Genomic DNA, 24,074 nt, shown 5'->3' with positions numbered 1-24,074 from the left:
GGGACCAAAGCGATGGTTTCGTGCCAGTCTGAAGGAGAAACGCGCGGGTATTCGCCATCAACGTTATCCGTGGCCTCTGAACGAAAAAATGCCCCACAGGGGCATTTTTTCCAGACTAGCTGTCTCACAACAATTCGGTTAAATGGCGTGGTCGGGATAGGCGTTTGGCTTTTCCTTCCTCTCCTGCTTTTTTCAGAAGTGCCAGCAGCTGAGTATTTTTCCATACTGAAGATGATGGCGCGTAACGGCTTGCCATCATGGCGGAAACTTCCTCATCAATTTGTGCGTTAAGGGTGTCTGGCAGGACAGATCTGTCCCAGACGCGCATTGCGGCTGCTACTCTAACGGTGTCGTTGGCGTTAACTGCCTCAATGACACTCTGAAGCGGACTTTCTGCGACGTTACGGGAAGGGGCGGCAGACTCCTTAACTTTGAGCACCGGGCGCTTGCGAACGTACAAAACCAGTGTGCCGAGCCAAAGCAGCGCAAAAATGCCCGTCGCCCAAGGCCAGATACCAGCATCTTTCACTACAGTGGCCGCAGTTGTCGGCGCTGTTGTTACCGTTTGAGGTGCAGACACATCGGGTGTTTGTGGTAATGGTGCGGTGACAGCGCTGCCTGGTTTCACATCCAGCTGAAGGCCCGCAATCTCACTGGTCTGTTTTTGCCCACTAATGGTGTTAAACCAATTGATGCTGAGCGCAGGCAAGATCACGGTTCCAGCTTCGCGCGGAATAATCACCTGTTTGAGCGTCATGACAGTGTAATCACCATCGCGGCTGTACTCGGGCTTATCCGCATAAACGCGCACGCTTTGTGGATAATCGATAGCGATATCCGGCATCGCGCTTTGCTCAATGTTTTTAATTTTTAACGTGATTTCACGATTGATAGCTTCACCAACCTCGATACCCAAAGGCTCTGATATCGCATCGGGTTGCCAAGATTGCGTCAGCTCCAGAGAAGGTGTTGGTAGCCAAAGCCCAGTGTAATCGCTCGGTTTTTCTTTGATGTCGAGCGTCATGTACTCCGCTTGGCGGGCAATAGGAACACCCAGTGATGGTCCCCAACCACGGCGACCTTTCACTTCTGAAGCGCTAAATACCGCGCCCTCCAGTGTTAGCTGTCCTGCTTTGGCTGGCGTCACTTGATAAAGTCGGCTGATAACAACATAGCGGCGGCCATTAACGACAGCCTCTGCCTGAACATCTTCACCCACTTGTTTCACCTCCAATCCATCGCCAAATGGCGCTTGAAGCGCAGGGGAGTCTAATTGGGTGCCAATCATTAAGCGGACACGGTAGTTAAAGGTTTCACCGACGTAGCCAGCGTTGCGATCGAGTGTCGCGGTCAGTTTTACGGTTTCAGTGTCCTGTGCTGCGCTTTTGTCTCTCGCTTCCACCGCCCGAATAGTAATGGGTTCGGTTTTCATGCCTTCAATGTCTAGGCTAGGCAGGGTGAAGGTTCCCATCTTTTTCGCCGCGACCGCAACGCGCCACACCGTGCTGCGGGTCATACTGCCATTGATGATAGAAGTGTTGCTGCTGACGCTCGGACGGCCGTAGATGAAATCTGTATCCAGCGGCGATAAATCGAGCGCTTCGTTATCGACACTGTCATCGACGGAAACGGTAAGCTGAAACGCCTCGCCAACAGGGACCACATTTTGCGATACAGTCGCTTCGGCAGAGGCCGCAAGCGCAGAGCCTGATGCCAAGAGCAATACCAATCCCAGCAAGAATGCGCCAGTGCGGCGATATGGAGCAAGGGATGTTAAACGTGTCATTCTCATTGTTCGTTTACCATGAATTTTCTGTTGGCTCAGGGGCATCTTTTTCCCTTGCCTGTAGAATGAGTTGAGCGCGAATTAGCGCGGCAGTGTCGTCCTGCACTTGCTCGAGTTTTTTCAGTACGGGGTGGCTGGCTTGTAAGCCATTACTGTCACCGCTTTCCCCTGCGTTAGCACTCGCTTGCGCATTTGGCTCTTCGCCATCTTCGCTGCTTTGTTTTGCTATCGCTGCGTCAGATTCAGTGCTCTGATCATCCCCTTGCTGCCCCTCTTGGGTATTGGCAGCGTTGCTCTTTGATTCAGACGCTTGGTCGCCTTTCTCTGTTTTAGGCTGTGAGTCGCCGTTAGATGCAGCCTCGCTTTCGGATGTCTTGTCTTCTGAGCCGGAGCGGCTATTTTCAGCCTGCTGACCCTGCTGACCCTGCTGACCCTGCTGACCCTGCTGACCCTGCTGACCCTGCTGACCCTGCTGACCCTGCTGACCCTGCTGACCCTGCTGATTTTGCTCTGATTGGCCGTCCTGCGATTGACTATCTTGCCCTTCAGATGGGTCTTGTTGGTCTTGGTTACCTTGTTGCGGTTGCGACTCTTGTTCGCCACCGTTTTGTTGTTGTTGTTGTTGTTGTTGTTGTTTCAGCGCTTGTTCCACGACATCGAGATTACGTTTCGCATCTGTATGATCAGGATTTGCGTCCAGCAAGGAGCGGTAAGTGTCCGCGGCTTTTTTAAGGTCGCCTGCTTGTGCCAAGGCATTCCCCAAGTTGTATTGGGAAGTTGGGTCTTTCAATGTCGAAAGCGTATCCACCGCACCTTGGTAATCGCCTGCTTTGTATTGCGCTATGCCTTTCCATTGCGGCGATTCGAACGTCTCCGCAGCGTTTTGGTAATCACCCGCTTCAAACTGCGAATAGGCCTGTTGGTCTTCGGTTTTAAAGACGTTGGCATTGGCGTGCTCGATTGGCATCACCAAAAACAGGGCGGCCAATACCACGCCTCGGCGAAAACTCATCAGCGCAAGAAAGAACAAAGGGACAATCAACCAATAGCCATCGTTGATGCGCTCTTCAATGGTCTTCTTCGCGGTGTCTGCGGCACCGGAAAGCGGCTTATCAGTGAAGGCAATCAGAGTGTCGACGTCCTGATCGGTCGGTTGCCACATTTGCAGTAAACCACCTGTTGCTTTGGTGACTTCCGACAAAGGCGCAAGATCAAGCTTGGCAATCACAGGGCTGCCATTTTGTTCAAGTAGCGAACCGTCAGGTAGCGGAATAGGCGCACCTTGCTGAGTGCCCACCGCAAGAATAGAAACGCGGTAGTCATCGCCATTTAGGAGGTTCAATGTGCGAGAGGCCTCTTTCTCACTCATGCCATCAGTGATCACGATAATGTCACCCTTGGCAAATCCTGCCTGCTTGAGTACGTCGATAGCCTGTTGAACCCCCGCTGCTGCATTGCTGCCCGCGATAGGCATTAACGCGGGGGAAAGGTTAGGAATGAGGTTTTTCAGCGTCGCTGCATCTTGTGTCTGCGGGCTGACGATGTAACCGTCTGCCGCATAAGTCACCAGTCCCGTACTGCCTTCGTTCCAGCCTGGCAGCATGTCCAAGGCTTTAAAGCGAGCTTGCGCCAAGCGGCTTGGCGCAATGTCTTCGGCGTACATAGAGCGCGACATGTCCATCACCAGCACACGGGCACCGACAAGGTTCACCGCAGGCAATTCGGTTTTTTGCCAACTTGGTCCCGCCAATGCAAGTACGGCCAGCAACCAAGCCAGCGCCAATACGCCAATAGGCCAACGTTTCCTGCTACTGTTTGTGGCATTACCGCCCGCCAGCAGCGCCGACAAATGCGGGGCAATTAGCCCTGACTTTTGCGCTTTCTCGCGCAGCCAAGGTAAAAGCAACGCCAGCGGAATGGCGGCGAGCAGCCACATGGGATACACAAAAGTAAAATCAGCCATTGCGTCTCCTTAAGACGGCAATCAATGCCGACAACAACAGGGCTAACGCCAGTGGATAACGGAACATTTCATCGCGTGGGCGCCACGTTTGCTGCACGGTGGAAATAGGCTCCAGTTGATCGATGATTTGATAGATTTTCTCTAATTCTTCAGGGTTACGTGCACGGAAATACTCGCCACCTGTCGATTGTGCGATAGCCAAAAGCATGCGCTCATCCAGATCCTGAGAAGGATTCACGACGCGAGAACCAAACAGGCTGCGTTGGCGCATTTCCTCAGCGCCCACCCCAACGGTGTAAATCGTCACATCGTATTCTTTGGCAAGCTTGGCGGCTTCCAGTGGGTCAATCACACCCGCAGTATTGGCACCATCACTTAACAAGATGATGACGCGTTGTGGCGCTTTGCTGTCGATAAAGGTTTTGGTGGCGACACCCAAGCCTTCGCCAATCGCCGTTTGCTTACCAATCAGCCCAAGCACGGCACGCTCCAGTTGCTGCGCAACGGTATTTCTGTCGAGCGTTAAAGGAGTTTGCAGATAGCCATGGTCAGCAAAGAGCACTAAGCCCAAGCGGTCACCATCTCGCTTACCAATAAACTCTGACAGCACGTGCTTGACCGCATCTAAACGATTAATGGCGCCACCACTTGGCAGCAGCATGTCTTCGATTTCCATCGAACCCGATAAATCAACCGCGAGCATCATATCGCGGTGTTCCGGTTGAATTTGGATGGGGTCGCCATACCAAACTGGGCGAGTTAGCGCTGCGACAAGGCTTATCCAAAGCAAGGACATCAGCACAATGCGCAAACGGCTGCCCGTTTGCTGGCTACCCAGACCTTGCGGCAATTGAGGCAGGTGAATGGCTGCTGGGCGGGGAATAGGGCGCACAAAGCGGTATACCAGCCAAGGAAGCGGCAATAATAAGAGCGCCCACCACCAAGCAAGCTCAAACATGGTGAGCCTCCGATTTCGACGAAGATGTGCTTAGCGCGGATTGCGACTTAGGCGGAATGGCTTTTTGCAGCCAACGTGCAGCAAGGGCTCTTGCCTGAGTGAGTTCGGCGTCTGTTGGTGGCGCGTTAGAAAATACGCCTTTTAGCCAAAGGGCGGATTCAGCGACAAAGCCTTGTTGCGCGGCGGGGAGTTGGCTATCAAGGAATGCCAGCCAGCGCTCGCCAGTTAATCCCGCGACAGTTTCACGCGGGAAGTAACTCAGCGCTGCACGTTTTAGAAGAGCATTGATATCCGAGATAGAAGTGGTTTGCACCAAGGCGTTCAGCGCCTCATTGCGTGCTGCGACATGCGTTTTGCGTTTACGGAGCCAAAGTAAGATGAGCGCCAATGTGACAAGCACAGCAGCGATCACCAGCCACCAACCCCACGCCAGCGGCCAAATACCGGGTGCTTGTTGAAGATGAATATCTGCCAATGGCAGCGTTGGAGTAGACACACTATTTGCCATGGTTAGTGCTTAGCCTTCATTGAAGAGGTGCCAAGTTGCTTGAGTAAAGGAATGGCCGCGCTGATGCTGTGCATCGGAATGGCGAGCGAGCGCGCCATGTCGGCAATAAACCCTTGCTGCTCTTGATACTGTTTTGCTAATCCATCGCGGGTCTTTTTCGCAGAGAAATCGAGCCACGCGGTTTGTCTGTTGTCTGCCACCAGTTCATGGCCGCGGTAATCAGTTTGCCCTTGTTCAAGTGGGTCAAACACGCGCACAAACTGAATGCGGTTGTGCTGACGAAGCTGACTGAGGCGTCGTTTGTCCTCGGCTTTCAGCGCATAGAAGTCGCTGACGATGACAATATCGCTACCCTTCGGACACAGGTGATGCAAGTGACGAAGCGCACTGTGAAAATCTGCGCTGGCATCAGGTTGTGAGTCCGTCGCCAACATTTCTTCGTGCGCTTCCATCAAGGTATGGATAAGACGCAAAGGCCCTTGCTGACGCGCCGTCGGTTTGCATTCACGCAAGCGAACGCCGTTGTAAATCACCGCGCCAATACGGTCTTGTTGATTGACTGCTAACCAACTCAACAGGCTGGCAAAGTGCGACGCCTGAACCGATTTCAGCATCAGTTGCGAGCCAAACTTCATGCTGGTGCTGAGATCAATCATCAGCATGACTGGTTGTTCGCGTTCTTCGGTAAACAGCTTGGTGTGGGCTTTACCTGTTCGCGCTGTCACTCGCCAATCAATCGCGCGAATGTCATCACCCGGCTGATACGGACGCACCTCTGAGAAGTTCATGCCGCGCCCTTTCTGACGGCTGGCATGCTGACCGCTTAACTGCGACCAAATGCTGAGCGCAGGCGGCAGCCAGCGCACCGCTTGTTGGCGATAGTGCAGCAGTTCTGCTAAAGAGACATTGACGCCATCACTGTGTGCTGGCAGCTCAATACGCATGTCGGTCATACACTTGCGACCTGCTCGATAAGGTGCGTCACGACTGCGTCTGCGGCAATGCTTTCTGCCTGTGCTTCGTAGCTCAGCAGTAGGCGGTGGCGCAGCACAGGATAGGCCATGGCTTGTACGTCTTCCGGTGTAACAAAGTCACGCCCTGCCAGCCATGCGTGTGCGCGAGAGCATCGGTCGAGTGCCAAGGTTGCACGCGGACTCACGCCCATTTGCAGCCAGCTTGCCAGTCTGTCGCTGTATCGGCTTGGCTGACGTGTCGCCATCACCAGTCGGATGATGTATTTCTCGACTTCATCGGCCATGTGAATGTTCAGCACTGCCTTACGCGCTTCAAAAATGCTTTCTTGCTTGAGGTGAACGGCCTCTTCTTTGGCAATGCCTTGTGCTTCACCGCGGTTCAAGCGCAGGATGTCTAGTTCACTACTTTCGTCTGGGTAATCCACGTTCAGTTGCAGCAAGAAGCGGTCAAGCTGTGCTTCTGGCAGCGGGTATGTGCCTTCCTGCTCAATTGGGTTCTGTGTCGCCATCACAAGGAAAAGCTCAGGCAATGGGTAGGTTTTTCTACCAGCAGTAATTTGCTTTTCCGCCATGGCTTCCAGCATGGCCGCCTGCACTTTCGCGGGTGCACGGTTGATTTCATCTGCCAGCAGCAGTGAGTTAAAAATCGGTCCCGGTTGGAAGGTGAACTCGCCGGTTTCAGGGCGGAAAATGTCCGTACCTGTCAGGTCGGCAGGCAAGAGGTCAGGGGTAAATTGAATGCGGTGGAAATCCCCTTCGATGCAATCAGACAGCATTTTAACCGCGCGGGTTTTTGCCAGTCCCGGCGGGCCTTCTACCAGAATATGTCCGTCCGCCAGAAGGGCGATGAGCAGTTGCTTAACCAGTTCAGGTTGACCGATAACCTGACTTTGCAGGTAAGTGTTAAGTCGTTGAAACGTATCCGCTAACATAGCTTTTGTTACCCCTGAGATAGACAGAGTGAAATTGTGACCTGAGTCAGACCGTGAGAGGCTTCTAAGGTTCCTTTCGAAAACAAATATGGATTGTAGGTGGGAATTTCAAGGGGAGGAGAGCGCCTCCCCTGAATGTATTACTCGCAAGACACGTTAGCGCCATGGCGCATTGAGGATATGGCTTGGTTCATTTCTTCTGTAGAAATCCATTGTGGCGGTAATGAATTGACAATTAAGCGATAATCGCCGTTTTCTGAGTGGCGTTTTGCGTCGTCAGTTTGTGGTGAGATAACTGCGATACTGAGGTCTGGGTTGCGCGCGAGAATGCGGGCAGCAATGCCAAGACCGCCTTCAACGTGAAAAGCGCCAGCGATATGCATCACCTTATAACTCGGGTTTTCCGCTAAAAAGTCGACGATGCTTTCCGCCATGGTATCGTCCCACGCTATCTGAGCCTGATATTGGTTTTCAGTCTTGGTTTCATCGCCATGGAACATGGTAGCAAAGAACTTCTCTTTATATGGTGAATCTTCATCACTCAAGGTTTTAGCGACCCAACCACGTTCTTCTGCCGAGAGTTTATCAAGATAGCTTTTACCTTCTCGGCCAATACAACGAACAATGTCTTCCGGGGCATTGGCTGCAATCACTGGCAAGTCATGGGCTTTGGCATATTCAACCAGTGGGCGGTAACTGCCTGCGTAGTTTGGCCAGTCATTGGTTTTGCTGAGGAGGCTGTTTTCGCCGAAATCTCCGGCAAGGTACCCATCAAGAACTGTTTGATCGGCACGGGAAAATTGCTCCATAGAAAGAGCGATATTGGAGTGACGGGAAGCCAGTGTAGCGAGTAGTTGGGTTTGGAAAAGGTGTATTCCAGGATGGGTGTGCCATTCGCCAACGAGGATGACGTCAGCGGCGAGAAGTTCGCTGGTCAACGCTTCTAAACTGTAGTGCTGGCTAGAGGCCGATTCTATTTTGTAGTCATAAAGCGTCTTTGTCTTAGTTAAAGTGGTTGATGCAGAACAACCAGCTAACAAAGACAAAGAGAAAACTAAAAAGCGTAAGTTCATAGCCGCTAATTCCCTGTATAGAAAGATAAACACTATAAAGAACAATAAATATTTAATAATAGTTTTTAGCCTCGCGACCTACTCATTTATTGCTTATCTGGGAGGAAAGAGTGTTTTATCTGACAACTCATTAAAAATGTGTTGATTATTTCCATCTACTACAAAACACCTCACTCAAAAATAAGAACATGAATCATATGTAAAGTCTGCCTATCTCTTTTTTGAGACAAAAATGAACTCAGGATGAGGGTATTGTTATTGAAAATTAACCTTGAGAAAGTAAGGTTATTTTTGCTTTAAATTATAAGATTCTGATATTTAAAATAAAAAAAGTTTTTTGCTGGCTGGGCTGAATATGCACTTTTGTGTGCTTGGAGTGTTGCAATTTAAGGGAATAATTATGAGACGCAGTATCAGTATTTTTGCATTGGTATCTTCATCGGCACTTGCCGTTCCTTCTAACAGTGAGTTGCCAGAATTACCCACGATAGATCGTGACGTCGTGATGATTGATGATAGTGATTATCTTCAACCTCATATTACCTCAAACCGTTCTTCTGCCGATGGCCGCGTTGTAGTGGTACCTAAAACGGCCAACCGTAAGATCGAATTTTATTTACGTAAGCCAGAAGCGCTTACTGCTCATTTTAGTCAGTCAGCGAATAGCACAGTAGGTTTACTGGGTAACGCTGATTCTTTAAGAGTTAGGATGTCAGGAGAGGAATACTTCGATGGTGGCTTTTCTCATGTGGCTGTTTGTGACACTACGGACTTCTATTTGCGTCAGCAAGCTCAAAATGCCAGTGATCCTAGGTATCTTTCTGTTTTTGAAAACGAATATGTATCAAAGCTGTCTCCAGAGGCAACTGATGGCACCACGAGAGACAAATACAAGCTCACCATCATAGGAATGAAAAACAACAACAACGGGGACGGTGTGAAACGGTTGGTTAGCATTCCGTTTGACGTGGTGGTTGTTAACCCAAAAACGAAAGATGCCTATATTGAGTCGGCAACGCCAGGAGAAATGCAACAAGGTCCTGTTTACAAGGGAGACAGTCTGCTTGAGCCGATGGTGACAGGTGATGGTAGATTGCTTGTTGCCCGCTTTGGTGACAGTACGCCGAGCGTGACATGGCAAGACAATAACGGCAATACTCACACTACGTCATATGCCAACATCTTTTATGCTTACAATGATGACAAAGCCCCCTGTGATGTGTCTGGCTGGGATCAGCAGCGCCCTATCAAATACGCCCCATTTGATGATGAAATCAACGATAAATATGGCTTTGCCAGCCAGCACTTTAGGTACCCGAATGGGTCTCGTGTCTCACCAAACAATGAGAATTTCACTACTGGCTTTGGAGCTACATATCCTTGGATTGATAGAGATGGCAATAACTTGTTTTTTACTGTTCAAGGTCGCTTTCTTGAGGATGGCGATTACGCCTTAGATGGGTGTGATGCATGTTTGGGGACTCAACGCTCGGTGGGGACACTCACTGTTGCTATGGCCGGTCTTTGGACCCGCGGTAAAATTGTTATCCCAGATAATCTGATCAATAACACTGACTGGGGATTTCAAATTGGAGATCGCCCAAGTGTAAAACTTTACCGTGGAAATAGGGGCTGGGTAGACGCGGGTGTTGGTCGAGATAATGGCAATAACAGTACTTCAGCGCATGCGTGGAACCGAAACAGCACAATCATTGATTCCACTGAGCAGCTATTTAACTACAACCCCAACATGAAGCCGTTAACACCGCGTGATGTTGTTTGGCAGATCAGTAACGGTAAAGCAACCGATGAGATAGTTTTTGATGATTATATGGATTTGAATGCTCTGATCGTCTCTGACATGAATGGCCACTTTGGATTGCAAGTTGGCCGCCAGATACAACCTTTATCAACGGAGAACTCTGTCATGGTTCAGAATGCAGCTACAGGGACATCAAATAGCATTCCATCATATGGAGAGGTTGTTGGAGGAAGCTATAAACGGATAGAGCCTCAAGCAATGGGAGGAATTAAAGGTAAAGGACTTTGGCTTCATGAAGCAAATCACCTTGCTTACAATTTCACCTCCAAACCCTCAAACAGCAATGGTTGGTTATTGAGTATGTTTGTTGATGCAAGAATGGACGCTCAGACTGATCAAAGATACACCCTGGTGAGTTTAGCGTCTGGTGGACAGATTTCACTGCGAAGTGACAGCGCGGGAAGTACTTTCATTGAATTTGGTTCAGCAGGTACTTCACGATTAAATAGCCGAGACATTACTGACCAGTATCAGATTGGCACGCAAGGTTGGAAGCATATTGCTATTGAGGTGCGCAAAAAAAGAAACAGGGCAAATAGAGTCAGCGTTTTCATAGATGGGAACGAGGTTGCCGACTTCAGACTGGCGAAACCTCTCAGAAGAGACTTTTCACTGGCTAGGGGAACAATGAAGATTGGTGAAGGCTTTAAAGGGTGGATTGATGAAGTCAGGCTCTTTAATCATCGTAGAATCAACAACGAATATGTGTGTAATCTTGGTCATGGAAGCTTGATCTCTTCAAGTAATGGCAACCAGTGTTTAACGGATTACACCCAAGATGGTTATAGCCATTTAGCCGATAAAGATGCTTATGAGTGGGTAGGAGAGCAGCTTCATCAACCTAACGTAGTGGTTTGGAATCAACCTAGACCTAGTGAAGCCGGCAATAACTTTTGTTTGTCCTGCCATAGCAGCGATGGGAAGTTTGGTTTATCTCTAGATGCTCTAAGCGCTGATTCGGGCATATGGGCATCTGATGATGCCCGCCGTCAGCCTATGGATCCTCCATCACGGGTATTGGGTCAGATCCCTCAAAATTGGCTTCAGGATGCCTTCCCCCAAACGCATTTGTCCGTTGGTGAAGAAGGTTATCTTGTTGATGAGGTTATTCACCCTGATTAACCCACGTTTGAACAGATAACCAAAATTCTTTTTGTCCATTGAAATCAACAATTAAAAGCCAGCTTTTGCTGGCTTTTTCCATATTAGGGAAGAGTGTTAAATGTGGTCTGGTAAGGTTTCTAGAATGATTCGGTTTCGCTTTTCGCACGATACACCCGAAGCGTGAAATCAGCTTCACATTCAAACTCTTTAGCGTCTTTCAGGGTCTGCCATAGGCTTTCAGGCGCGCGCCATGCGAAGGGCGTCATTTGCAACAAGGTCGTTGCATCAGCGCTATTCAGCGTCATTGGGTAAGCGACGGTTTGCTCGGTTTCCAGTTCAAAGCCCGGCAAATCTTCCACGGGCACATCGTGAAGATGCACTTCATCGTAAATGCCCGCTTTCAGTTGATAAAGGTGACGCGGTCCCGGTGTGACCGTCACCACCACGCCATTGTCTTTCACTGTGCGCGCCAGTTCATCGCCATTGCATGGCGCATAGATGCGCACCACAGCATCCAGCTGGTTGTCCGCAAAAGGCAGGCGCTGGCTGGAAGCCACCAGAAAATCCACATTCGGGTAACGTTTGGCACCATAGCGAACCATGACTTTGGAAATGTCGAGACCAAACACCTTAGTGCCAGCCAGCTGATCCGCAAAGTAACTGGTGTAATAGCCTTCACCACAACCGATATCCAAAAGCTCCGCACTGTCTTTTCCAGCAAGCAGTGAGGTGAGCAAGTCACTGACTGCATCTCGCATTGGCTGGTAATGACTACCATCCAGAAACTGGCGGCGAGCCTGCATCATCTCTTTGTTGTCACCGGGATCTTTTGAACGCTTATGCTGCACGGGGAGTAGGTTTACATAGCCTTCTTTCGCCAGATCGAACTGGTGATTGTTGGCGCATTTATACGTGCGGTCAGAAAGGTTCAGCGGCTCTTGGCACAGCGGACAAAGATAAGATGACATAGTGAAATTTCGGCAAGGATGAATGAGCGGCAAGGATACGGTGTGGGGGCTGAGGGTTCAAGGGATACAGATCGCTCTTTATATAATGGCAGTTTTACTTTAGTGGAGCGAGTTATATAGTAGTCAAACTACTCAAAAGAGTCTCAGCTTGTTATTCTCCTTGCAGTTCTGAATTCAAATAAAGTAAGCGCACTTTAAATATTCACTAGGTAATCGTAAAGAATCGTTAAGTAACTTATTAATTTTATAAATTAATAAAGGAATTTTTAATGGGTTATCAGTGACTCCGTAGAGGCATGACATCACAAAAGAATAGGGAACGTTAAAATGTCAGTAGTTAAGATTTGTTGGTTTCTTTTTATCTCTATATCTCTTATTGCCTGTGGAGGAGGTGGAGATGAAAGTACTTCTTCTGCTACCCCTTCACCAGATAGCGCTAGCATTACTCCGCGGCAAACTCAGTACGAGGTTTTGCCCCTATCAAACAGTGCGCCTGATCTTTTTATCCCTTTCAACTTTTCTTATGGAGAGAGCGTGCAAAGCTTATACTACTCCTCGTGGCGAGAGAGTACGGAGCCTTTTGCTTATGACTACCAACTTAGACTGTTCAACGGAGAACCTGGTGTTACCATTTTTTCAAACGGATTTAGAGACAGGGAATCTGGTGTTTACACTGATAAGCTTTGGTTTCAAGTCTGCTACGATGAAGCGTGCTCCCGAGAGATAACGGGTTCTCCTTTTGCTGTTGATGTGAACTATCGTGTCATAAAGCAAACGCTTGAACACAGTTATTCTGTGAACCTCAGAGACGAGCGCTTTAAGAATGATACAAGGCAAATAAGAAACACTTATACGTTTGAAATTGGCAATGCGAACAATCAAGAGTCTTTTAATGTTGTATCTCAGACGAATAGTTCTGATTTCATTTCGAACTGCGATTTTAATCTAGAAAGAACGCAAGTTAGATGTACATATTTCCGTGAGTCTTTTCACAATATGACACAGGCTCAGATTGATGCAGGTGATGAATTTACTGTATCGCTGTGCTATCAATTCGATGCTAATTGCGAAAAGCCTGCCGATCGTTTTGTTCAAAATATCGAATTTACTGTGATTGAGCAGCCACTAGCGCTCTTTACTGAAACGCTTGATATGGATGCGATATACGAACGGGGGCGATTCTACACAAGTGGTGATATGATTGGAGGATATGCTTCGTTATCAAGTCCTCAGCTGCTCTTGTATAAAAGAGACGGCTCAGGAAGTATTGCTACACCTGTTCCTCAAGCATATCAAACTGGAGTCTTCACGAGTTATGGTATGTACGAAGATCCTACGACGGGTAAGCCGATAGTCGTGCTCGGTGATTTTTTTGAAAAAACATTTGCCTTTTTATTCGTTACGCCAGATTTCAATAATGCTCAAGATACGCTTATTGATACTTTTGAGATAAATACACCTGATTTCGACGTTGAAGTAAAAAGTATGATGAAGGTGGAGGATACTCTGTTTTTAGCTCTTACGAACTCAGAGTTGAATGCTTATGACCTTACGTCGGAGCAGTTGCTCTTCTCTATCAATCAGGCGTTCGATGATTTTTATGTTATTGATAACCGCATTTATCTGTTCAAAAATGATGGTAGACAAATGTCGATGACTCGTGTTGATCATGAGAATAATGAGACAACGACGAGGTACACCAAGGAACTATCCGTAGTATCTCATAGGTCCATCTGCCATGAAATTTCAACCATGATTGAAAACATCTTTTATACAAAATGTGGTCAGAAAATTCTCACTGATGAAAACACGAGCATTGATGGCACTTCGCTGGGAACTCTGCCTCGGCGTCCATGGTCTGAAGATTTCACTGGTTCGATTTCTATATCAGAGTTGGTTAGCCTTTTACCTTCTGCGGATAACACGCTAGTCGCGCTCGAAAAAGACCATACAAACAACGCTTATTATCTGACGAAATTTGATATCAACAACCAACTCATAAGTTCGCATCAACTTTCATTGAATGACGGAAATAGTGTCAATGAGTTCGAGCCCCAGGCATTTACCTACAATAATACGATTTGGTTAATCGGTACGGACTACGATGCTTCCTTCCCGTCCGCCATCACAGGTTTTGTAACGCTGGAATAGTAAATGTCCCATTTTAGAAGAGAGGTATAGTTCTAGAGTGTTGGTCGATGAATGCAACAAAGGGGTAATTGGAGCTCACATGTGTCTCGTTCATAGAGCCCCTTCAAGCCAACAAAAACTTGGTTCAAACAGTTGGACTAGGGCTGAGATGTCGATAATATATTTGACTGGCAATGCTTCTGGTTCGCCGCCCAAACATACAGCAGGTCGGTCGCAATAGTTGCAGCCGCCAGAGAGGTCAGGTCTGCATGGTCGTAGGCGGGCGCCACTTCTACCACATCCATACCAATCAGGTTGATGCCTTGCAGTGAACGAATCACTTTCAGGATCTTGTCAGTGCTTAGGCCGCCGCAAATAGGAGTGCCTGTGCCCGGCGCGTAAGCTGGATCCAGACAGTCGATGTCGAAGGTCAGGTAAACCGGACGGTCGCCAACGCGGGTTTTAATCGCTTCAACGATTTTTTCAACAGACCAATCATTCGCCGTTGCGGCATCTACCACCCGGAAGCCCAGCTCATCGCTATGCTCAGTACGGATGCCGATCTGGATAGATGCATGCGGGTCAATCAGACCTTCTTTGGGCGCGGTGTAGAACATGGTACCGTGGTCGAACTCGCTGCCTTGATCGTAGGTGTCGGTGTGGGCATCAAAGTGAACCAGTGCCATTTCACCGAACTGCTTTGCGTGGGCGCGCAGCAGTGGCAGGGTCACGAAGTGGTCGCCGCCAAACGTCAGCAGGGTTTTGCCTTCTGCCAGCAGGCTGGTGGCGTGCGCTTCCAGACGTTCACTCATGTTGCGTGCATCGCCACAATCAAACACCAAATCACCGCAGTCAGCGATTTTGATTTCTTTGGTCAGGGAGAAATCCCAAGGCCATTTTTTGCTTTCCCACGCCAGATTGGTGGATGCCTGACGAATCGCGCCAGGGCCCATGCGTGCGCCAGAACGGCCCGTGGTTGCCATATCAAAAGGAACACCTGTGATCACCACGTCAGCGTCGCAACCTTGTGGGTTAAAAACCAGTGGTTGGCGCAGGAAACCGAACGCGTTGGCGTACAGGGAGTAGTCTGGGTAGTTGGCCAATGTTGCCATTGATAAATCCTTGAAAAAGGGGCTGCCCGCGATGCAGGCAGCCGAAATCATTAACGGTTGTGGTGAATGTCTTCGAGGTAGGTGTAGCCTTTCAGACCCTCAGAAAGCTCAGACAGAATCGCGTCTTGCTCCTGCTCTGGCAGGGTTTTCACCATTTCTTCGTACTGGCTCAGGAACTCTTCTGCTTCCAGATGCACGTAACGCAGCACATCACCCACGGTGTCGCCGTGGTGGATAGATTCAATCTCGTAGCCGCCATCTTTATTGCAGCGAACAACGGCAGAATCGGTATCACCGAACAGGTTGTGCATGTCGCCCAGAATTTCCTGATACGCACCCACAAGGAAGAAGCCGATGCGGTATGGCGATTCATCGCTCCACGTTGGTACAGCCAACGTGCTTTCAATGCCTTGGCCTTCGACGTATTGCTCAACCGCACCGTCAGAGTCACAGGTAATATCCAGCAGCACTGCGCGGCTTTCCGGCTCTTTATCCAGCTTCGACAGCGGCAGGATAGGGAACACCTGCTCAATACCCCATGCGTCCGGCAGTGATTGGAACAGGGAGAAGTTCACGAAGAACTTGTCTGCCAAGCGGCTGTTCAGCTCATCCAGTACCGGGCGGTGTGCGCGGTTTTTCTGGGACATCTTGCAAGACAGCCCGTAACAAATACGCAGGCTGATTTGTTCTGCCCAAGCGCGCTCGGCGAAGTTCACCAAGCCCATCGCGAACTGCATGTGTACTTCCGCCAGATCGTTCTGGTTATCGTGGTAAATCTCTACCAAAGAACGCTGGTCCGTCGACTGGCTCAGGTCTTTGAATGAACGCCACATGTTATGAAGGATCTGCGATGCATCTTCTGCAGGCGCAAACACTTCTTCACGCTGGTAGCTTTCAACGCCCATTACGTCAGTGATCAGCACGGCGTGGTGCGCGGTCAGGTTACGGCCTGACTCAGAGATAATGCGCGGCATCTTGATATCGAATGCCTTACACACATCACCAATGGTGAACACCACATTGTTGGCGTATTCGCGCTGGCTGTAGTTCATAGAACAACTGCTTTGGCTGCGCGTACCTTCGTAGTCGATTGCCAGACCGCCGCCCACGTCCAGCGTGGTGATGCCAGCGCCCATTTGGTAGAGCTCGGCAAATACACGCGCCGCTTCGTTCACACCCGAGCGTACGTCGCGGATGTTGGCGATTTGCGAACCCAGATGGAAGTGCAGCAGTTGCAACGTATCCAGCATGTCCAGCTCACGTAGGCGGTTCATTACCGTCATTACCTGAGATGCAGACAGACCGAATTTCGACTTCTCGCCACCGCTTGCCTGCCATTTACCTTTGCCTTGAGACGCCAAACGCGCACGCAGACCCAAACGCGGTGTCACGCCCAGCGCTTTTGCTTCTGCCAGCACTGTGTCGAGCTCAGAGAGTTTCTCGAGCACGATATAGACTTCGTGTCCCAGCTTTTCGCCAATCAATGCAAGACGGATGTATTCGCGGTCTTTGTAGCCGTTACATACGATCACAGAGCTTGCTTGGCGCGCCATGGCCAGCACAGCCATCAGCTCTGGCTTGCTGCCTGCTTCCAGACCCAGCTGACGTTCCTGGCTGGCGTATTGGCTTTTCAGGATTTCGCCAACCACTTCTTTTTGCTGGTTCACTTTAATCGGGTAAACCAGCAGGTATTCGCCTTCATAGCCGTAGTCAGCAATGGCATCGTTGAAGTGGGTGCAAAGGCTGTCTACGCGGTGGTGCAGGATCTCTGGGAAACGCACCAGCACAGGCAGGGAAGCGCCTTTGGCAATCAGTTCATCAGCCAGCGTTGAAAGCGCGATGTTGTTGTCCGGTTGTTGGGTATCCGGACGGGCAATCACCTCGCCTTGAGAATTAATATCGAAGTAACACTGACCCCAGTAAGGCGTGTTGTAGACATCGCGGGCGTCATTGATAGACCAATCACTCATGTTCGTTCCTCAGTGGTGATTGGGTACAGGAAACGCCGCTGACGGCAGATAATAGGTGGCCGTCACCGGTGCTGTGTACCAGATAAAAATAATGGGTAACGCTGGCAGACCTTACTCAGGCATCTGAAGCGACAGTTCGAAAAGCACAGTTTCTGCGCTGCGTGTTCGCTTTAACGATGCCCGCTTCCTGCGTACATGAGTCGACAGGCTCTGGGGTTTGTTTTGCGGGTGGATGTTAGCTGCGGTGTCGCAAAGAGTACTCGGGCCTTCTGCCTGAACAGCGTGGTTTGCGATAGATTTCATTGCCATTCCTAAAAAGGGCGTGCTTACTGCTGCACGGTATGACAGAGAAAACGGCTGGTCTGCGTGGAAACTGCAACTTGAGGTTGTTCCAGCACATTGCAATCAATCTCGAGTTGCTCGACCTAGCCCGTATACACCTCGACGGCATCATCAAAACCGGTTGGGTGCGTGGCGATTAGACAACCGTTTTAGCTTGGGCGCAAATAAATTAATTTGTCACTGACAATCAAAATTGTTTATCAATCCTCTCATCCAGGTGATGTGAGATAAATTTAATTTAAACAGTAGGTTATGAGTGGAATTTAAATGCAAAAAAGCCGCTAAAAACAGCGGCTTTTGATTGGGATTTTTGGAGCTTATGCGCCCACGATCTGGCAAAGCTCGTTACCACACAGGTGGTACTGACGAGGGCAATTGCGCCATACCTGCAGCATGCGCTGGTATTTTGCCAGCATTGGCGTTTGGCTGTTGAAATGGTGTGAGCCTTTGTCGAATTGTGGGTGCAAACCTTCCACATCGGTCAGGAAACGTACATAGTCCACCAGATGTGCTTCAGTCGCGGCATCAAAGCCCCAGAACTGAAGGCGGCGTGCATCCACATCACATTCGCAACGGGTGCCGTCTTCCAACATGCGGTAAGATTCCTGAAGTGCGTGGTGCATCTCCATGATATCAACTACCTGGCGGCACAGTTCTTCTGACATGTCGCCAAAGTCTTTATCCAATTCACGCATTTGCAGGGCATATCCGCGCTCTACAATAGTTTGTAGACGACGATATTTTTCTGCATTTTGTGGATCAAGTTGGGACATTAGCGTGTATTGATTAGATAGGATAAGACGTTGAGCGTGTGTCATTTCCATAATAGTGGCCTCGAAAGATAAAAATTCTTAGTCCAAACAGCCTCTTAGTTTTGATTTGAAGCGAGCTAGTTTGGCAATCCATGTGCCACAGATTAACAGTTGGAGCAGGCTACTTTTTTGATCTGAATACAGGTTAGTTACGCTTTTTTAACTTGAAAATTGCACCATTTTTGTAGCTCAAGGCCCAAGGATAACGGAGCAAGGATGATTTATTGGCAGGTGTTTGGTTGGACGTTTTTTCTGGTGTCGCTTTGGCTATGCCGGTCGCCGCTTGGTTGGCAAAAAATGCGCACGGAAAAGGACTACCAGCACTTAGTATTTGCCAGCGGGATCATTCTCTTTTGTTTGTGGGCATTGAAGGCAGGGATCAGCGAAGGGTTGGATATCCACTTTCTGGGAATGACAGTGCTCACGCTGTGTCACGGCCCGAGAATCGCTATTTGGATTTCAGTGATTCCTTTGACTCTAATGGTGGGATTTGGCCTGCTGCCATTTGCTGATGTTGGGCTATATGCGTTCACCACGGCGGTGCTTCCAGCTGTGGTCAGCTATGCAATTTTCCTGCTTTCCTACCGCTATCTCAGTCATCACCTATTCATCTATATCTTCATCGCCGGTTTTCTCAATGCGGCCTTTACCATAGTGTTCCACCTTTGCACGGTGTCGACAGGTTACTGGGTGTCTGGCCTTCATGGCTGGGATACGATTCTCGATAATTACCTGACGCTGGCACTGCTGATCTGGTTCCCCGAAGGGCTGCTCAACGGCATGGCGGTGACCTTACTGGCAGTGTATCGCCCGCATTGGCTGAGAACCTTCTACGACAGAGAATACTTGTCGCCTGATAGATGACACTAGGGACTGTTGACCTTTGGTGGTTAAAGAAAAACCGGCGCGAGGCCGGTCTTCGTTAAATCCGTTCGAGTTTAGTAAACCACTTTGTGGCCGTAGCCTTCCAGAATCGCTTTCAGCGCTTCCATGGTTTCTTTCTTCGGTGGGCTGACATCTTTGAGTTCATACTCGTAACCCAGCGCTTCCCATTTGTGCGCGCCAAGCTGGTGGTATGGCAGCATTTCCACTTTCTCGATGTTATCCATGTCTTTGATGAACTCACCCAGGCGGTGTGCGGATTCTTCATCGTCAGTGTAGCCTGGAACCACGACGTAACGAATCCAGGTTTTCTGGCCGCGCTGGTGCAGGTAACGTGCGAAATCCAGTGTACGACGGTTGGACACGCCAATCAGGTCTTTGTGGATGTCATCATTCATTTGTTTCAGATCGAGCATCACCAGATCGGTAGCATCTAACACTTCATCAACCACGTCAGTGTGCTTGCGGATGTAACCATTGGTATCCAGACAGGTATGAATACCTTCCGCTTTTGCTGCACGGAAGAAATCACGAACGAATTCAGGTTGAAGCATGGCTTCACCACCCGAAGCCGTCACACCGCCACCGGAGGCGTTGATGAAGTGACGGTAGGTCACCACTTCTTTCATGATTTCTTCGACGGTGACTTCTCGGCCATCCTCCAGATCCCACGTATCGCGGTTGTGGCAGTATTTGCAGCGCATCAGGCATCCTTGCATGAAAACGATAAATCGAATGCCAGGACCATCAACGGTTCCACAAGACTCAAAAGAGTGAATACGGCCAATCACCGACATGAGCATCTCCAAAACTACTGTAAAAAGTAAGGTGTTATTTTATTACAGAAACGTGGTGACCTAAAGGAATATGACCCTGCGACGGTGTTATGAGACGGGAAATTGTAAGGAAAGGAGAAAGGCGCGAATACCGCGCCTTTTTCAGGGCCTAGGATTAGATATCGATAGTGTTCAGTGCGATAGGAGGGCAAAGCGTGCGGCTTTCAAGCACAGACTCCCAGATGTTCTGCCAGTCGTGTAGTTGCTCAGCAGGCATGGCTCTAGCGATGAAAAAGCCCTGCCCGTAGTCGCAACCCATATCGCGAAGCGAGTGCCACACTTCAATGCACTCAATGCCCTCTGCAACTGATGCTACGCCGATACGATTTGCGACCAAGGTACTTGCTTCCACCAAAGCGTAAGCCGTGCGGGAGCTCAGCATAGGAAGCACAAGGTTCAGGCCGATTTTCAAAGAATCCAGCGGTAGGAATTCCACCTGTTGAAGGGTGCTGTAGCCAGAACCAAAATCATCAATCGCGATGCGGAATCCGTTGAGCAGGAGCCGGGAAGCCGCTTCTTGCAATTGAGCAATCTGAGAAAAGTCCTCGGGTTCATGCAACTCAAAATAAATCAGTTGGTTGAGGTTAGGGTACTGGTGACCCATTTCAATGATTTCATCGACGAAGTTAAGCTTGATGAGGTTGGTCACTGAAACATTAATGCCAACAGCATGACCATCCAGATACGTCTGGTTAGCAATAACGCAATTGATCGCTGAGAAAGTGAGTTCCGCTTCCAGGTTTAGGTTAGTGATTTGCGGGAGAAAGGATATCGGTGTCAGCGTTCCTCTTGTGGGGTGCTTCATTCGCTGCAATGCTTCACAAGCCACCCATTCACCGGTATCAAGACGGACAATCGGTTGGAACCAGGTCTCGAACAGGTTGGCTTTCCATCCTTCCAGTACTTCGTCGTCAGAAAGAGGAAGTAAATCCTGCGGGTACTCGGTGTCATGTTCTTGCGCGAGCGTCAGGTAGTACTTCAGCAGTGGAATAGAGGCTGGTTTGGGTAGGATGCCCAATACGTTGAGCTTCATGTGTTCACACATGCTTTTAACGGTATCCAATACCTTCTGCGAGGCGGCACTCGTGATGACTATGCATCCCATAAATCCGCGTTCTGCGGCATTGCTTAGGAGTTTGATACCATCCATATCTGGCAGTTCTAAGTCGCAGAAAATCAGATCAGGTTTTTCTTGAAATATTTTCTCCAGTGCAGCGTTTCCGGATTCTGCAAAAATCAGCGAGTCGTCACCTGATATGAGTTGCATTAACTGCCCAGCAATCACATCTCGTTGGAAGGGATGGTCTTCCACTAGCAAGATATTCATTGCGTTCCCCTAAAGCGCACATGGTTGCATCGAAGGGCGATGCGAAAGTTGTTGTGATAGAACAGCTTGGTTCAGTATGGTCGTTAATTTTACGAGCGTCGACAGAACGCAATGCGGTTAGAGGGAGGGGCTAGAGTGCCATTTCCTTTTGAAACAGGCATAAAAAACACCTCCCGGAGGAGGTGCTTTTCAATTTAATGAATACTCAGATTACAGAGATTCAGTGAAAGTACGTGCGATAACGTCTTTCTGCTGCTCAGCAGTCAGAGAGTTAAAGCGAACGGCGTAACCCGATACACGGATAGTCAGCTGTGGGTACTTCTCTGGGTGCTTAACTGCGTCTTCCAGCGTATCACGGTTCAGAACGTTAACGTTCAGGTGCTGACCGCCTTCGATACCAGACTCATGGTGGAAATAACCATCCATCAGACCAGCAAGGTTAGCTTTCTGCGTGTCACCGTCTTTACCCAGTGCGTTAGGCACGATAGAGAAGGTGTAAGAGATACCGTCTTTAGCGTGTGCGAATGGCAGTTTACCGACAGAAGTCAGAGAGGCTACTGCACCTTTCTCGTCACGGCCGTGCATTGGGTTTGCACCTGGTGCGAATGGCGCGCCTGCACGACGACCGTCTGGCGTGTTACCCGTCTTCTTACCGTACACAACGTTTGAAGTGATGGTCAGGATAGACTGAGTCGGTACTGCATCGCGGTAAGTTTTCAGTTTACGAATCTTGTTCATAAACTTCTCAACCATTTCACATGCGATGTCATCAACACGTGAATCGTTGTTACCGAATTTCGGATAGTCGCCTTCGATTTCGAAGTCGATTGCGATGCCGTCTTCGTCACGAACTGGTTTCACTTTTGCGTACTTGATAGCAGACAGTGAGTCAGCGGCTACAGACAGACCAGCGATACCACAAGCCATAGTACGGTAAACGTCACGATCCATCAGGGCCATCAGAGACGCTTCGTAACTGTACTTGTCGTGTGAGTAGTGGATAGCGTTCAACGCAGTGACGTACTGCTTCGCCAGCCAATCCATGAAGTTGTCCAGACCATTCCAAACTTTGTCGAAGTCCAGAACTTCGTCAGTCATTGGATCTTGCTTAGGACCAACCTGCATCTTCAGTTTTTCGTCAACACCGCCGTTGATTACATACAGCAGCGTTTTCGCCAGGTTCGCACGTGCGCCGAAGAACTGCATGTGTTTACCAACAACCTGTGGAGATACACAACAAGCGATTGCGTAGTCATCGTTGTCGAAGTCTGGACGCATCAGGTCATCGTTTTCGTACTGGATAGAAGAAGTATCGATAGATACTTTCGCACAGAAACGCTTGAAGCCGTCAGGCAGTTGCTCAGACCACAGTACAGTGATGTTTGGCTCTGGGCTTGGACCCATAGTGTACAGAGTGTTCAGGAAGCGGAAGTTAGTACGTGTGACCAGCGTACGGCCGTCACAGCCCATACCACCCATTGATTCTGTTGCCCAGATTGGGTCGCCAGAGAACAGCTCATCGTACTCAGGAGTACGCAGGAAGCGAACCATACGCAGCTTCATCACGAAGTGGTCGATGATTTCTTGCGCTTCAACTTCAGTGATCTTGCCTTCAGCTATGTCACGCTCAAGGTAAACGTCAAGGAACGTAGAAGTACGACCCAGTGACATTGCAGCACCGTTTTGAGACTTAACGGCAGCCAGGTAACCGAAGTAAAGCCACTGAACAGATTCTTGTGCGTTAGTTGCAGGACCAGAGATGTCGTAGCCGTATTTCGCAGCCATTTCTTTCATCTGGTTCAGAGCGCGGTATTGCTCTTGGATTTCTTCACGAAGCTGCATGGTCATTTGCAGATCGTCGCCTGCTTCCAGTTTCTCTTGCAGAGAGTGGAATTGCTTCGCTTTGTCTTTCAGCAGGAAGTCTACACCGTACAGTGCTACGCGACGGTAGTCACCGATGATACGACCACGGCCGTATGCGTCAGGCAGACCAGTCAGAACACCAGACTTACGACATTTCAGGATATCTGGCGTGTAGATATCGAAAACGCTTTGGTTGTGAGTCTTGCGGTATTCCGAGTAAATTTTTGAAACCATTGGGTCCAGCTCACGGCCGTAAGCCTTGCAAGAACCCTCGATCATGCGAACGCCGCCGTTTGGCATGATTGCACGTTTCAGAGGAGCTTCAGTTTGCAGACCAACGATCTTTTCCAGATCTTTGTTGATGTAGCCTGCGTCGTGAGCAGTAATGGTAGAGATTACAGAAGTGTCGAAGTCTACAGGCGCGTGAGTTGAGTTCTCAAGCTTGATGCCTTCCATCACTTTTTCCCAAAGCTTGTTAGTTGCTTCAGTACCTTCAGTGACAAGGAAAGACTCGTCGCCCTCGTAAGGGGTGTAGTTCTTCTGAATGAAGTCACGAACGTTAACTTCGTTCTGCCATTCGCCGTCAGCGAAACCTTCCCATGCTTTAGCAAATTGCTCAGACATGTTGTACCTACCTTTTTAGTAGAAGAAAACAAGTACTTAGCGACTTTAATGTCGCTCCACCGTTGAGCCAGTGGTCGTACACGATCAA

Annotated in this window: 19 protein-coding genes; 4 read left to right on the top strand and 15 right to left on the bottom strand. The window is 49.3% G+C overall.

Annotation, left to right across the window (positions count from 1 at the left end; genetic code table 11):
• Positions 1-124: 124 nt before the first annotated feature.
• The 7 genes from K6Q96_RS12775 to K6Q96_RS12745 form a co-directional block, all read right to left on the bottom strand.
• Positions 125-1,786, bottom strand: coding sequence for a BatD family protein (locus tag K6Q96_RS12775; RefSeq protein WP_251876239.1), 1,662 nt, complete (start codon positions 1,784-1,786; stop codon positions 125-127).
• A 13-nt stretch (positions 1,787-1,799) separates the two neighbouring features.
• Positions 1,800-3,749, bottom strand: coding sequence for a vWA domain-containing protein (locus tag K6Q96_RS12770; protein ID WP_251876236.1), 1,950 nt, complete (start codon positions 3,747-3,749; stop codon positions 1,800-1,802).
• Entirely contained in the window at positions 3,742-4,707 is a 966-nt protein-coding gene (locus K6Q96_RS12765) for a vWA domain-containing protein (RefSeq protein ID WP_251876234.1), read from the bottom strand. Before K6Q96_RS12765 ends, K6Q96_RS12770 begins: the two co-directional genes overlap by 8 nt.
• On the bottom strand, positions 4,700-5,215 hold the full coding sequence (locus tag K6Q96_RS12760; protein WP_251876232.1) for a DUF4381 domain-containing protein: 516 nt from the start codon (positions 5,213-5,215) through the stop codon (positions 4,700-4,702). The genes K6Q96_RS12765 and K6Q96_RS12760 overlap by 8 nt, the downstream gene beginning before the upstream one ends.
• Positions 5,216-5,217: 2 nt before the next feature.
• A complete protein-coding gene (locus K6Q96_RS12755) occupies positions 5,218-6,159 on the bottom strand; it encodes a DUF58 domain-containing protein (protein ID WP_434802168.1) in 942 nt (313 codons plus the stop codon).
• Positions 6,160-6,164: 5 nt separating this feature from the next.
• Positions 6,165-7,121, bottom strand: a complete 957-nt coding sequence (locus tag K6Q96_RS12750; RefSeq protein WP_251876228.1) for an AAA family ATPase — start codon at positions 7,119-7,121, stop codon at positions 6,165-6,167.
• A gap of 140 nt (positions 7,122-7,261) precedes the next feature.
• Positions 7,262-8,194: a ChaN family lipoprotein gene (locus K6Q96_RS12745; protein WP_251876226.1), complete on the bottom strand. Its 933-nt coding sequence runs from the start codon at positions 8,192-8,194 to the stop codon at positions 7,262-7,264.
• 400 nt (positions 8,195-8,594) lie between these two features.
• Here K6Q96_RS12745 and K6Q96_RS12740 point away from each other — a divergent pair, with 400 nt between their 5' ends.
• Positions 8,595-11,138 (top strand): LamG domain-containing protein, encoded by a 2,544-nt coding sequence (locus tag K6Q96_RS12740; protein ID WP_251876224.1) that lies wholly within the window; start codon positions 8,595-8,597, stop codon positions 11,136-11,138.
• Between the two features lie 119 nt (positions 11,139-11,257).
• Here K6Q96_RS12740 and rlmA read toward each other — a convergent pair whose 3' ends face one another.
• Entirely contained in the window at positions 11,258-12,088 is an 831-nt protein-coding gene (gene rlmA / locus K6Q96_RS12735; protein WP_251876222.1) for a 23S rRNA (guanine(745)-N(1))-methyltransferase, read from the bottom strand.
• A gap of 327 nt (positions 12,089-12,415) precedes the next feature.
• On the opposite strand from rlmA, the gene K6Q96_RS12730 reads away from it, so the two are divergent.
• The gene (locus tag K6Q96_RS12730) at positions 12,416-14,239 is read left to right on the top strand and encodes a hypothetical protein (RefSeq protein WP_251876220.1); all 1,824 of its coding nucleotides are present in this window, start codon (positions 12,416-12,418) and stop codon (positions 14,237-14,239) included.
• A 137-nt stretch (positions 14,240-14,376) separates the two neighbouring features.
• Here the strand turns inward: K6Q96_RS12730 and speB are convergent, their stop codons facing one another.
• The 3 genes from speB to K6Q96_RS12715 form a co-directional block, all read right to left on the bottom strand.
• Positions 14,377-15,330: an agmatinase gene (speB, locus tag K6Q96_RS12725; RefSeq protein WP_251876218.1), complete on the bottom strand. Its 954-nt coding sequence runs from the start codon at positions 15,328-15,330 to the stop codon at positions 14,377-14,379.
• A gap of 50 nt (positions 15,331-15,380) precedes the next feature.
• Positions 15,381-17,300, bottom strand: coding sequence for a biosynthetic arginine decarboxylase (speA, locus tag K6Q96_RS12720; protein WP_251876216.1), 1,920 nt, complete (start codon positions 17,298-17,300; stop codon positions 15,381-15,383).
• Positions 17,301-17,411: 111 nt separating this feature from the next.
• On the bottom strand, positions 17,412-17,603 hold the full coding sequence (locus tag K6Q96_RS12715) for a hypothetical protein (RefSeq protein WP_251876214.1): 192 nt from the start codon (positions 17,601-17,603) through the stop codon (positions 17,412-17,414).
• 38 nt (positions 17,604-17,641) lie between these two features.
• Between K6Q96_RS12715 and K6Q96_RS12710 the strand changes: the two genes are divergently transcribed.
• Positions 17,642-17,782: a hypothetical protein gene (locus K6Q96_RS12710; protein ID WP_157487757.1), complete on the top strand. Its 141-nt coding sequence runs from the start codon at positions 17,642-17,644 to the stop codon at positions 17,780-17,782.
• A gap of 177 nt (positions 17,783-17,959) precedes the next feature.
• On the opposite strand, the gene K6Q96_RS12705 is transcribed toward K6Q96_RS12710, so the two are convergent.
• Entirely contained in the window at positions 17,960-18,466 is a 507-nt protein-coding gene (locus tag K6Q96_RS12705; protein WP_251876212.1) for a YfbU family protein, read from the bottom strand.
• A 204-nt stretch (positions 18,467-18,670) separates the two neighbouring features.
• Between K6Q96_RS12705 and K6Q96_RS12700 the strand changes: the two genes are divergently transcribed.
• The gene (locus tag K6Q96_RS12700; protein WP_251876211.1) at positions 18,671-19,318 is read left to right on the top strand and encodes an energy-coupling factor ABC transporter permease; all 648 of its coding nucleotides are present in this window, start codon (positions 18,671-18,673) and stop codon (positions 19,316-19,318) included.
• Between the two features lie 74 nt (positions 19,319-19,392).
• Here the strand turns inward: K6Q96_RS12700 and pflA are convergent, their stop codons facing one another.
• The 3 genes from pflA to pflB all read right to left on the bottom strand — a co-directional run bounded on the left by pflA (position 19,393) and on the right by pflB (position 23,986).
• Positions 19,393-20,133, bottom strand: a complete 741-nt coding sequence (gene pflA / locus K6Q96_RS12695) for a pyruvate formate lyase 1-activating protein (protein ID WP_251876210.1) — start codon at positions 20,131-20,133, stop codon at positions 19,393-19,395.
• A gap of 154 nt (positions 20,134-20,287) precedes the next feature.
• Complete coding sequence (locus K6Q96_RS12690) at positions 20,288-21,499, bottom strand: EAL domain-containing response regulator (protein ID WP_251876209.1); 1,212 nt, start codon at positions 21,497-21,499, stop codon at positions 20,288-20,290.
• Between the two features lie 210 nt (positions 21,500-21,709).
• Entirely contained in the window at positions 21,710-23,986 is a 2,277-nt protein-coding gene (pflB, locus tag K6Q96_RS12685) for a formate C-acetyltransferase (RefSeq protein WP_251876208.1), read from the bottom strand.
• Positions 23,987-24,074: the final 88 nt, after the last annotated feature.

It is taken from the genome of Grimontia kaedaensis (assembly GCF_023746615.1).
Taxonomy (GTDB): Bacteria; Pseudomonadota; Gammaproteobacteria; order Enterobacterales; family Vibrionaceae; genus Enterovibrio; species Enterovibrio kaedaensis.
Note: the sequence above shows the minus strand (reverse complement) of the source record. Positions and strands in the feature narration are given on the sequence as shown.